This is a genomic window from Thioclava dalianensis, from assembly GCF_000715505.1.
GTDB lineage: Bacteria > Pseudomonadota > Alphaproteobacteria > Rhodobacterales > Rhodobacteraceae > Thioclava > Thioclava dalianensis.
Genome location: NZ_JHEH01000039.1, coordinates 16,028 through 27,318 on the forward strand (window position 1 = coordinate 16,028; position 11,291 = coordinate 27,318).

At 63.9% G+C, this 11,291-nt stretch carries 12 protein-coding genes; all 12 read right to left on the bottom strand.

What is annotated here, in order from left to right; all coding sequences use genetic code 11:
- Positions 1-48: 48 nt before the first annotated feature.
- The 12 genes from folD to tolQ all read right to left on the bottom strand — a co-directional run bounded on the left by folD (position 49) and on the right by tolQ (position 11,132).
- Positions 49-951 carry a bifunctional methylenetetrahydrofolate dehydrogenase/methenyltetrahydrofolate cyclohydrolase FolD gene (gene folD / locus DL1_RS18155; RefSeq protein WP_038068988.1) on the bottom strand — a complete coding sequence of 301 codons (903 nt, stop codon included), beginning with the start codon at positions 949-951 and terminating at the stop codon, positions 49-51.
- Positions 948-1,253, bottom strand: a complete 306-nt coding sequence (locus DL1_RS18160) for a chorismate mutase (RefSeq protein WP_038068990.1) — start codon at positions 1,251-1,253, stop codon at positions 948-950. The genes folD and DL1_RS18160 overlap by 4 nt, the downstream gene beginning before the upstream one ends.
- Positions 1,254-1,369: 116 nt before the next feature.
- Complete coding sequence (locus DL1_RS18165; protein WP_038068993.1) at positions 1,370-1,960, bottom strand: MOSC domain-containing protein; 591 nt, start codon at positions 1,958-1,960, stop codon at positions 1,370-1,372.
- A complete protein-coding gene (locus tag DL1_RS18170; protein ID WP_038068995.1) occupies positions 1,960-2,751 on the bottom strand; it encodes a methyltransferase domain-containing protein in 792 nt (263 codons plus the stop codon). The genes DL1_RS18165 and DL1_RS18170 overlap by 1 nt, the downstream gene beginning before the upstream one ends.
- A 24-nt stretch (positions 2,752-2,775) precedes the next feature.
- Positions 2,776-4,686 carry an ATP-dependent zinc metalloprotease FtsH gene (gene ftsH / locus DL1_RS18175; RefSeq protein WP_038068997.1) on the bottom strand — a complete coding sequence of 637 codons (1,911 nt, stop codon included), beginning with the start codon at positions 4,684-4,686 and terminating at the stop codon, positions 2,776-2,778.
- Between the two features lie 81 nt (positions 4,687-4,767).
- Positions 4,768-5,982 (bottom strand): tRNA lysidine(34) synthetase TilS, encoded by a 1,215-nt coding sequence (gene tilS / locus DL1_RS18180; protein WP_245739561.1) that lies wholly within the window; start codon positions 5,980-5,982, stop codon positions 4,768-4,770.
- Positions 5,979-6,821, bottom strand: a complete 843-nt coding sequence (gene ybgF, locus DL1_RS18185) for a tol-pal system protein YbgF (RefSeq protein ID WP_038068999.1) — start codon at positions 6,819-6,821, stop codon at positions 5,979-5,981. Before ybgF ends, tilS begins: the two co-directional genes overlap by 4 nt.
- A 6-nt stretch (positions 6,822-6,827) precedes the next feature.
- Positions 6,828-7,358, bottom strand: coding sequence for a peptidoglycan-associated lipoprotein Pal (pal, locus tag DL1_RS18190; protein WP_038069000.1), 531 nt, complete (start codon positions 7,356-7,358; stop codon positions 6,828-6,830).
- Between the two features lie 73 nt (positions 7,359-7,431).
- The gene (tolB, locus tag DL1_RS18195) at positions 7,432-8,754 is read right to left on the bottom strand and encodes a Tol-Pal system beta propeller repeat protein TolB (protein WP_038069002.1); all 1,323 of its coding nucleotides are present in this window, start codon (positions 8,752-8,754) and stop codon (positions 7,432-7,434) included.
- Between the two features lie 102 nt (positions 8,755-8,856).
- A complete protein-coding gene (locus tag DL1_RS18200) occupies positions 8,857-9,936 on the bottom strand; it encodes a hypothetical protein (RefSeq protein ID WP_038069005.1) in 1,080 nt (359 codons plus the stop codon).
- 19 nt (positions 9,937-9,955) lie between these two features.
- Positions 9,956-10,435 carry a protein TolR gene (gene tolR / locus DL1_RS18205; RefSeq protein ID WP_038069009.1) on the bottom strand — a complete coding sequence of 160 codons (480 nt, stop codon included), beginning with the start codon at positions 10,433-10,435 and terminating at the stop codon, positions 9,956-9,958.
- A 1-nt stretch (position 10,436) separates the two neighbouring features.
- Positions 10,437-11,132 (bottom strand): protein TolQ, encoded by a 696-nt coding sequence (gene tolQ, locus DL1_RS18210; protein ID WP_038069011.1) that lies wholly within the window; start codon positions 11,130-11,132, stop codon positions 10,437-10,439.
- Between the last annotated feature and the right edge of the window lie 159 nt (positions 11,133-11,291).

An 11,291-nucleotide genomic window follows, 5' to 3' on the forward strand; every position in this document is an offset into this window, starting at 1 on the left:
GATCCAAAGACCGTCCCGGCCGCACAAAGCGCGCCGGGACATTTTTTGTCAGGCCGTCAGCCCCTCGGGCTCGGGCAGGTTATGCGCCCGGCAGCAGGCCGTCACCGTATTGGCCAGCAGGCAGGCAATCGTCATCGGGCCGACACCGCCCGGAACCGGCGTGATCGCGCCCGCGACCTCAACCGCGCTTTCGAAATCGACATCGCCGACAAGCCGGGTCTTGCCCTCGCCCTTCTCAGGCGCGGGAATGCGGTTGATGCCCACATCGATCACCGTGGCACCCGGCTTGATCCAGTCGCCCGGGATCATCCGTGCGCGCCCAACGGCGGCCACCAGAATATCCGCGCCGCGGCAGACATCGGCCAGATCCTTGGTGCGCGAATGGGCGATCGTCACGGTGCAGCTCTCGCGCAGCAAAAGCTGTGCCATCGGCTTGCCGACAATGTTCGAGCGCCCGACCACGACCGCATTCAACCCCGATAGGCTGCCAAGCTGATCGCGCAGCATCATCAGGCTGCCCAGCGGGGTGCAGGGCACCATCGCCTTCTGGCCCGTGCCCAACAGCCCGACATTGAGGATGTGGAACCCATCGACATCCTTGGCCGGCTCAATCGCATTGATCACCTTCTCGGCGTCGATGTGATCGGGCAGCGGCAATTGCACCAGAATGCCATGCACGGCCGGATCGGCATTGAGCCGCGCCACAAGCGCCAACAGATCGGCTTCGGGCGTGGTGTCGGGCAGCTTGTGCTCATAGGAGTTCATCCCGGCCTCAAGCGTCTGCTTGCCCTTGTTGCGGACATAGACCTCAGAGGCGGGATCCTCGCCCACCAGCACCACAGCCAACCCCGGCTTGATCCCGTGTTCCTCGCGCAGGCGGGCGACATGGCCTGCCACCTTCTCGCGCACCCCGGCCGCAAAAGCCTTGCCGTCGATAATACTGGCGCTCATCTCCGCCCCTCCTTGCCCAAATCGCGTTCTTCCAAGGCGATGAAATGCTCTACCATCTCACGCCAGAGACCTTCCACGAGCCCCGGATCCACGCCCGCGGCCTTCGCCTGTCGAACGGCATTGTCGATCACCTCATCGACCCGGTCAGGCAGCCGTGCTGCCAGACCCTCGCGCTGTTTGATATGGACAACCTGTTCGACGATCCGCGTGCGGGCGGCCAGCAACGCGATCAGCTCGACATCCAGCGCGTCGATCTGCGCGCGGGCCTCGCCAAGCGTCGTGATCCGGGGGGTATCGGGCATGATCGGGCTCCGTCCAGAACTGTTACGCACGCTATCGCAGCTTGCACGCATAAGCTCAAGGCTCCGGCGCGTCGCGTCGGTCACAGATTTGCAAAGGTTGATGCCCTCAAAGACGCCTAGCGCGCCTCCGCCATCAGCTCCCACGCGCGCTGGTCGGGAATGTGCAGGCGCAGGCTGTCGCCCACGACCAGACGTCCGGGCCGCTCAACCCAAGCAGTGACACCACGACGGCCACTCGCGGCGGGCTTGAAGCGCGCGCCCTTCTCAGGGAAATGCTCCTCGATGACGCGACCGGGCAGCACGCAGGGACGGTTTTCCATATCGACCACAAAGGTCAGCCCGCTTTCGGCCTGCAGACGCGATGAGGGCGGGAGATGCGTCAGATCGGGCATGCCGCGCAGCACGATCGTGGCGCCCAGCCATTCCGGCAAGATCTCGGGGACACCCATCGCAAAAGCGGTCTCGGCCAATTCCTCGGCGGAGAGGATCGTCAGCTGGCGCACATTGGCAATCTCAGTGCCGCGCGGATGCTGATCGAGCACGCGCGCGCACGCGGGCCGGGTGCGTCCGCCATGCACTTCGCCCTCTGGGCCATCGAAGGTGAACTCCAAGGCCTCGCTCGCCTCTGAGGGCAAGACACCCTCATGCATCACGCGACCCAGCCACACCACGTCGCCATGATAATTCGTCGGTTTGAGAGCGGCCATTACGCTTCCCTTTGCAGCACAAGGAACAGCCGACGGAACGGGAGCAAAACCGATCCATCGGCCTGCACAGGATAGACCGTCTGAAGCGCGGTTTCATAGCGACGAATAAACGCCGCCTGCTCGGTGTCACTCAACTGCGTCAGGTAGGGGCGCATGGCGGTCGATTGCGTGAAAAGACGCACTGGATGACCGTCCTCGGCGATGGGAAGTTGATGCAGATATTCGCTGGTCCACAGATCGTAGCGGCCCAGCTTGCGCAGGATCTGGGCGTAATCCACGGTCGCGGCAACGGGGGGCTCCCAGCCGGTGAAATCGAACCGGTCGGGGAACATCTCCTGCGCCAACTCGCGCAGGATCCGATGCGAGGGCGCGCGCTGTTGCGCTGGCATCTGCACCGCCAGCACACCGCCCGGGCGCAACGCGCCCGCCAGCCTGGGCAGAAGCGCCGCGTGATTGGGCACCCATTGCAGGGCGGCGTTGGAAAAGATCAGCGCGGGCGGCTTGTTGGGCTCCCAGCGCGAGATATCGTCCTGATCGAGCCGCCGATAGGCCCCGGTGCTCGCGGCCTTTTGCAGCATCGCCTCGGACTGATCCACGCCCACCAGCTTGCGCTTGGGAAAGCGGGTCGAGAGCGCCTCGGCCACCGCGCCTGAGCCGCAGCCCAGATCGACCACCTTACCGCGTTCAGGCAGCGTCGGGATCTGCGCAAGCAGATCCAGCGCCGGACGCAATCGCACATCCCGGAACCGCGCATAGCTGTCGGGGTTCCAGTCCTTCATGCCATCTGACATCGCGCATATCGCCTTGTGATCAGATCAAGTTGAGGGCTCCGGCGAGGTGTCACCCTCACCGCCGGACTCTTTCTTGGACTTGGTCTTGGGCAGCGAGGTCACCGAAGGCAGATTGCCCGAGGGCGTATTGTCGTCATCCCCGCCCAGAGGCTCGCCTGCCATGACCTTCTTGATCTCGTCGCCGGTCAGGGTCTCATATTCAAGAAGCCCCTGCGCAAGACGCTCCCAATCAGCCTGACGCTCATCCAAGATACGGCGGGCGTGCTGATAGCCTTCTTCGATCAGCTCGCGCACCTCTTCCTCGATCAACTCCTTAGTCTTGGTCGAGACCGAGAACCCGGCCGTATTGCCCTGATATCCCTCATGCGCTTCGGCATAATCGATATTGCCAACCTTGTCGGACATGCCCCAGCGCATCACCATCGCCCGCGCGATTGCGGAGGCCTGCTGAATATCGCCTGCCGGCCCGTTCGAGACGTGATCCGCGCCCCATTTCAAGATCTCGGCGGCCTTGCCCGCCATGGTCATGGCGATCTTCTGCTTGGCCTCGTCCTTGTGGTAATTCAGCTTGTCCATCTCGGGCAGCGACACCACCATCCCAAGGGCCTGACCGCGCGGAATGATCGTGGCCTTATAGACCGGGTCACATTTCGGCAGGCTCAGACCGACAATGGCATGACCCGCTTCGTGATAGGCGGTCATTTCCTTTTGCTCGGGCGTCAGCACCATCGAGCGGCGCTCCACACCCAGCATCACCTTATCCTTGGCCTGCTCGAAATCCTCCATCGCCACAAAGCGACGCCCGATACGCGCCGCCATCAGCGCCGCCTCGTTCACGAGGTTCATCAGGTCCGCCCCCGAGAAGCCCGGCGTGCCCCGCGCGATGGTACGCAGATCGACGTCGGGACCGACCGGCACTTTGCGGGCGTGCACGGTGAGGATTTTCTCGCGGCCTTTGATGTCAGGGTTCGGCACATGGATCGTGCGGTCGAAGCGGCCCGGACGCAGCAGCGCAGGGTCAAGCACATCTTTACGGTTGGTCGCCGCGATGATGATGATGCCCTCATTGGCCTCGAAACCGTCCATCTCGACCAGAAGCTGGTTGAGGGTCTGCTCGCGCTCGTCATTGCCGCCGCCGATGCCGACGCCGCGGGCACGGCCCACCGCGTCGATTTCGTCGATGAAGACGATGCAAGGCGCGTTTTTCTTGGCCTGCTCGAACATGTCGCGCACCCGACTTGCGCCGACGCCCACGAACATCTCGACGAAGTCAGAGCCGGAGATGGTGAAGAAGGGCACGCCCGCCTCGCCCGCAATCGCGCGCGCCAGCAGCGTTTTACCCGTACCCGGAGGGCCGACCAGAAGACCGCCCTTGGGGATCTTGCCGCCAAGGCGCGAGAATTTCTGCGGGTTGCGCAGGAATTCCACGATCTCTTCGAGCTCTTCCTTGGCCTCGTCGATACCTGCGACATCGTCAAAGGTGACCCGGCCATGTTTCTCGGTCAAAAGCTTCGCCTTGGATTTGCCAAAGCCCATCGCGCCGCCTTTACCGCCGCCCTGCATCCGGTTCATGAAGAAGATCCAGATCCCGATCAGAACGAGGAAGGGCAACCACACGCCCAAGAGCGACATGAAGCCCGACTGCGCCTGCTTGACCACGCGCACCGAGACGCCCTTGCTGATCAGCTTTTCAGCGATCGGGTCCTCAAGCGGTTTGATGGTCGTGAAATTCGTTCCATCCGCAAGCTGGTAGCGCACGTTTTCGCCATCGAGTTGGGCGGATTTGACCTCACCCTTATCGACCGCGTCAATAAATTCCGAATAGGTGGCCTGGCTCGAATTCATGTTCGATTGCCCATCTCCGAAGAGATTGAACAACGCCAAAATCAACAGGAACAGCACCGCCCAGAAGGCCAGATTGCGTGCATTACCCAAGGGATATCCTCCAATCGTCCAAGGCGGCTGACCCTCGGTCGCCACGTCTGCCTAGTGAAAATAGGCATTCCGGGGCCGGGTTCAACGCCTGAAATTCGTCACAGCGAAGCTGCCCGCCTCCATACGCGCTTTCCAGCCGCTTTCAAACCCCGCAACGGGCGCGGAAATAAGCTTTTCTTGCGCCCAGAGCGCAGGCGTCGACAAAAGCACTGCGCGCGGCGTGCCAAGCGCGCGCCAATCGGGCAGTTGCGCAAGCCCATCCGGGCCAAGGGCACCGATTTCCAGCCCTTCGGATGCAGGCCCTTCGACATGCCAGCGGTCCCAGTGCCCGCGCGACGCAGGCACCCGCAGATCCGCGATCGCCGCAGCCTCGCGACAAATCAGCACGCTCTGCCCTGCAGCGCTCAACTGGCAGCCATGCAGGGTGCAGGGCGCGAGCCCCCCCAGCAGCCGATCCAGCTTCGCGCCGCGCGGCGGATAGGGCGCACCCGCCACCCATTGCAGCGCCGCGTTGAGCACCCTCCGGCGCAGTTGATCGGGCAGATCGCGGGTGAAGGCATCCGCGTCGATATAAAGCGCGCCTGCCTCTTCGCGGATATGTCGTGCCACAAAGGGCGCAAGCCCGGCATCGAGCGCGTCGCGCGCCTGCGCGAGATGCCCCACAGTCCGGCTCAGCCCCTGCGCCGTAATGCCCAGATCGGCCAGACCTGCGAGCGCGTGGCGGGCGCGCACCCGCTCAAACCGCGGATCGGCATTGGAGGGATCCTCGATCCACGCGACACCGATCTCGCGCAGATGGGCGCGCAGATCGGCGCGCGTCACGCCGAGAAAGGGGCGGTGCCAGCACACGCCCTCGGCCCGGTAGCGGCGCCGCATGCCCGACAGACCTTCCAGCCCGGCCTCCCGCGACAGGCGCATCAGGAACGTCTCGGCCTGATCATCCGCCGTATGCCCCAGCGCGACATGGGCGACCCCGTGGCGCTGCGCCCAAGCGCCGATCAGCTCCATGCGCGCACGCCGCGCCGCATCCATCAGGTTGCCCTGCGCGCGTGTGCCATCCCAATGCACGATCTCATGCGGCACGCCCAGTTTCGCACAGGCCGCAGCCACCGCGCGCGCCTCGGAGGCCGCCTCCGGGCGCAGACCGTGATCGACAGTCACCGCATGGACCTCGAACTGATCTGCCAGCAGATGCAGCGTCGCCATCGAATCCGAGCCGCCCGAAACGGCAACCCCGACACGCCGGGGCGCATCGGGGTGAAAAGCATCGCGTGCGATCTCGTGAAGCGGCGTCACTGGCAGTTCAGGTTTTGCCGTGCCGTCTGCGCCTCCATCGCCGCCGAAGACCCGGGGAAACGTGTGCCCACCTGCCCCAGCGTGGTGCAGGCCTCACTCGTCTGGCCAAGCTGACCCAGCGCCTTCCCCAGCGCGAGAAGGTTGTCGCCCGCCCGCTTGCCCGTGGGATCGGCGGAGAAGCCCGCAAGCCAAGCGCGCGCGGCATTCGCGGTATCGCCCTCTTTCGAGAGCGCATCACCACGATAATACATCGCATCGCCCATCAACGGAGATCCGGGATAGGTTTCCTTGAACGTGGCCAGCAGATCGGCCGCCGAGGCGTAGTCGCCCTTTTCATAGGCGGCCTTGCCTGCCTCGAAATCCGATTTCTCGTTGATCGCGAGATCGGGACTATCGGTCGCGCTGTCGGATGCGGGCGCATTGACCGAGGGCGTGGTGCTTGCGTCGCCCCCGCCCAGCGGTTTGGTTGCGCCCAGCTTGGAGATATCGCAGCCCTTCTCCATCTCGCAGACGCGGTATTCCAGATCGCCCACGCGGTTCGTGCCATCGGCCACGACGCGGTTGATCTTGTTCTCCAGCTCCTCGACACGGTCGGTCAGATGGCTCAGCGACAGCTCCATCGAATCCATCCGCTCAAGTGCCGAAGAGCCGCCCGCGCGTTGCAGCCCGGCGGCTCCCGAGGCTTTCAGCTCGCTGCGCAGCCCGTCGATCTCCCCCTGAACCTGACCCAGCTCTGTCTTAATATCGGCCAGCGTCTGGGTACGGCTTGCGTCTTGCGCAAAGCTGGGGATCGCGGCGCTGAAAAGCAGCGCCGCACTCAATGTCATTGCCCGCAGCATGATGACTTAGCTCCCTACCGCCGATTGCGAGATCACGGTGACCGCGCGCCGGTTCTTGGCGTAGCATTCCTCGCTCGAGCAGACAGCCAGCGGGCGCTCCTTGCCGTAGGACACGGTGCGCAGGCGGTTGGCCGCAACGCCTTGGCTGATCAGGAATTCCTGCGCGGCATTGGCGCGGCGTGCGCCGAGCGCAAGGTTGTATTCGCGCGTGCCCTGCTCATCGGCATGACCTTCGATGATCGCGGTGTAGCTCGGGTGGCTCACAAGCCAGCTTGCCTGCTGGGTGAGAATGCCGCGCGCGGTGTCGGTCAGCGTCGATTGGTCAACCTGGAAATGCACCATGTCACCGATGGTCTGGCTGAAATAGGCTGGCGAATTGGGGTCGTTCACGCCGCCCATGCCGCCGTTCATGCCAGCGCCGCCCGGCCCAAGCGTGCCGCCCGGTCCAACTGCACCCGAGCCGTATTTATCGGGATTGGAACAGGCCGCGAGGCCCAGAATCGCGACAACCAGTGCCGCCTTTGCTGCAAATTTCATGATCTCCGCCTTCTCGTTGTTCTGCCCTCGCGGGCAAGCTTATCAGGTAACTCAGCGCTTGTGAATTGACGCCTCAGGGGAGAAGCGGCGACCATGCCGGGTCTGACGCGGGGCCCGGCGTCGGCACTTTCTTGAGGTTGCGCCCCGAAATATCGACCGAATAGAGCGCGGCCTCGCCCTGTGCACCGGGCGACTCACGCGTGAACATGATGACACGGCCATTGGGCGACCATGTCGGGCCCTCATCAAGGAAGCTCGAGGTCAACAGCCGCTCTTCAGAGCCATCGGTCCGCATCACGCCGATGTGGAACCGGCCCGCATTTTGCTTGGTAAAGGCGATCATATCGCCGCGCGGCGACCAGACCGGGGTGGAATAGCGCCCGTCGCCAAAGCTGATCCGGGTCGCATCGCCGCCCGAGGCCGACATGATGTAGAGCTGCTGGGTGCCCGAGCGGTCGCTCTCGAAGACGATCTGCTTGCCATCGGGCGAGAAGGAGGGCGAGGTCTCGATCGAGGGGCTGGTGGTGAGCCGCTGGGTCTCGCCGCTCGCGACATCCATCAGCCACAGGTCGGTATTACCGTTTTGCTCCAGCGAATAGACGATTTTCGAGCCATCTGGCGAGAAGCGCGGCGCGAAGGTCATCGTGCCCGGCACATCGGGCAGAAGCCGCGCAGAGGCGGTTGCGACATCCAGCATCTTGATCCGCGGGAAGCCGGTTTCGAAGGTGGTGTAGAGCACCTTATTGCCATCGCGCGAAAAGCGCGGCGCAAGCACGATGGTCGAGGCATCCGTGAGATAGCTCACATTGGCACCGTCGTAATCCATGACGGCCAGCCGTTTCTGACGGTCATTCTTCGGGCCGCTCTCGGAGACGAACACCACGCGACTGTCGAAATAGGGGCCTTCGCCCGTGATGCGCGAATAAATCACATCCGAGACCTTATGGGCGAGCCTGCGCCAGCTTGCAGGCGAGGCTGCAAGCTGCTGCCCATCGCCCATCTGCTGGCCCGAGAACACGTCAAACAGGCGGAACTTCACGACGAGCTTGCCGCCCGACATGCCGACCGAGCCCACGACCAGCGCCTGCGCGTTGATCGCCTGCCAATCGGAATAGTTCACCGGGGTGTCGAACGTGTCGATCTTCTGGACATAGGCGGATTTCGGGATCTCGCGGAACAGTCCGGTGCCGGTCAGATCATCCGAGATGACCTTTGAGATCTGCTGCGCCATCTGGGCGGCATCGGGGCTTTCGGGCAGAAAGCCTGCCATCGCGAAGGGCAATGGCTCAATCACACCATCGGTGATGGTGATGTGCAGCGGCTCCTGACTCTGTGCAAAGGCCGCCATCGGCCCCGCGAGCAACGCCATCATCATGGCCAGAACGAAACGCTTCATGTCACACTCCCTTTCCCGGACACGGTCCGAGTAGTAACGGATTATAGCCCTCTTGCGCATCACAACCCCATGACAGCGCGCGAGGTTTCATCGCACCGAGCATTATTTCATCCTCATCTTGTCAGGATTGAAATCAATCTCGATCGTCTTCCAGCGTGCATATTTCTCGGGCGGCAGCGGGAAACCATCCGCACCGCAGCGCACGATGGCGCGCTTGCCTGCCTCAAAGGCCTGATCCACCGCCGAGCCGGAGCCCCCGGACGAGCCCACCAGCTTGATCGACGAGATGATCGGGTGACCATCGGGCTGCATCTGGACCGAGAGCGTCACCGTCGTGCGCAGCGCATCGGAACTCAGCGCGCCGACATTCCAGCAGCGCTTCACATCCACGATCAACGCGTCCTTCTCACCCGCGGTGATCGGCGGCCCGGTCGGCGCAGAGCCGGTCCCGCCGGGCCCCGGCGCGGGCGGGTTGGGCTTGCTGGCCGGGCGCGGCGAGGCTTGCGGCGCGGAGGTCTCGGGCGTGTCGGTCTTATTCGCCTCCGTCGCGATTTCACTCGTGGCCTCGGGCGGCGCCTCGGCCTGCTTGGGCTTGTCGGGCACCGGCTGGGGCGTGGCCTCGGGCTTGGGCGTCTCGGCGGGTTTGGCGGTCTCGGAAACCTGCGCATCCGGCGGTGGCTCGGGCGCGGGCGTGGGGGCCACGCGCGGCACCTGCTTGGGCTTGGGCTGCGGCGAAATCTCGGGCGAGACGGTATCCGAAGGCACCTCGACGGGCGGCGCCATCACCGGCGGCGTGTCCGAGACATCCGCCTGTGCGGGCGGCTCTTGGATATTGCTCACATCGGGCTTGGCATCGGCTTGGGCTGCCGGATCGGCCAGCGCGTCGGGCTTGGGCTCGGGCTGGGCCTGCGCCTCGGGGGCGGGCGTCTCGGGCGGCGCGCTCTCATTGGGGGGCGTCGGCGCAATCGGTGCCTTCGGATCAGGCGTCGGCTGCGGCGCATCTTTCGGTGCAGAGGCCATCATCGCGTTGAAATCCTGCTCGGACATCACCGCAACCTGAGAAATCACCTCGGGCGTCTGGGGCGTGGGGCGCAACCACTCCGTCCCGGTGATCGCAAGCACGATCACCGCCAGATGCAGCGCACCCGAAGCATAAAACCCGATTTTCTCCGGCCGGTTCATCGAAACGTGCCCCCTGGGCTCAGTTTCCCGCAGGCGCCGTCAATTGCGGCCCCCCGGTATCGGTCACAAGAGTGATGTTGGAGAAGCCCGCGCCATTGAGCGCGCCCATCACCTGCACCACTTGCGAATAGGCAATCTTGCCATCGGCGCGCAGGAAGATCTTGTCGCTGTCGCGCTCCTTGGCGATGGCCCGGAGCCGCTCGACCAGTTGCCCCTCGGGCACCTCGGAATTCATCAACGCGATCTTTCCGTCGGCCTGAATTGACACCGTCAGCGGCACTTCCGCCTCGGTCGGGACCGCCTTGGCCGCCGTCTTGGGCAGCTCCAGCGGCACGCCCACCGTCATCATCGGCGCGGCCACCATGAAAATCACCAGCAGCACCAGCATCACGTCGACCATCGGCGTGACGTTGATCTCGCTCATCGCGGCGTGGCGCGACCGCCCGCCCCGCCTGCGGCGCGATCCACCAGAGCTGCGTTTTGCCACTCCTGCGCCCATGTCAGCCGTCCAACTGCCGCGAGAGAATGGTGGTGAATTCGTCGGCGAAGGCCTCGTAGTTCGACGCGATCCGGTCGGCATCCGACGAGAGCTTGTTGTAGAAGATCACCGCGGGAATGGCCGCAAGCAGACCCAGCGCGGTTGCAACCAGCGCCTCGGAGATGCCCGGCGCCACGACGGCCAGCGAGGAGTTTTGCGAAATCGCGATCTCTTCGAAGGCGACCTTGATCCCCCAGACCGTGCCGAACAGACCCACGAAGGGAGAGATCGAGCCCACGGTTGCAAGGAAGTTGAGGCCGTAATTCAGCCCCTCGGTCGCCTTCAGGATCGCGACATCCATAGAGCGCTCCATCCGGGCCTGAGCGCCTGCGATCAACGCGCCATCCTGCCGATGCGAGCGTCGCCACTCCATCATGCCTGCGGCAAAGATCTTCTGACTGGCACCGCTGGGCGTCGGGCCGATCTGATCGAACAGCTCATCGAGCGGCTCGCCCGACCAGAAGGCGCGGTCGAATTGCTCGGCCTCGATCTTGGCGGCGCGATACGCGATGAATTTGCGGATGATGATCGCCCATGACCAGAAACTGGCCACGACAAGAATGATCATCACTAATTTGACGATGAAAGATGCGCGCACGAAAAGTGCCAGCAAGGAGAAATCGATCTCCTGCGCCATCGCAAGCGAAGAATGGTCCATAAGATACTGCTCGCCGTTTTGGGGCCACGTTTTCGGGCTCTGATTACACGCGATTCTATATCAGCCGTAAGGGGAAGACCATAACAACGTTGTCACCAGCACACGCGAGAGCTGCGCTCAATGCAATTTGGGTGCCAGTTTCAGCCGAATATCGGCGGG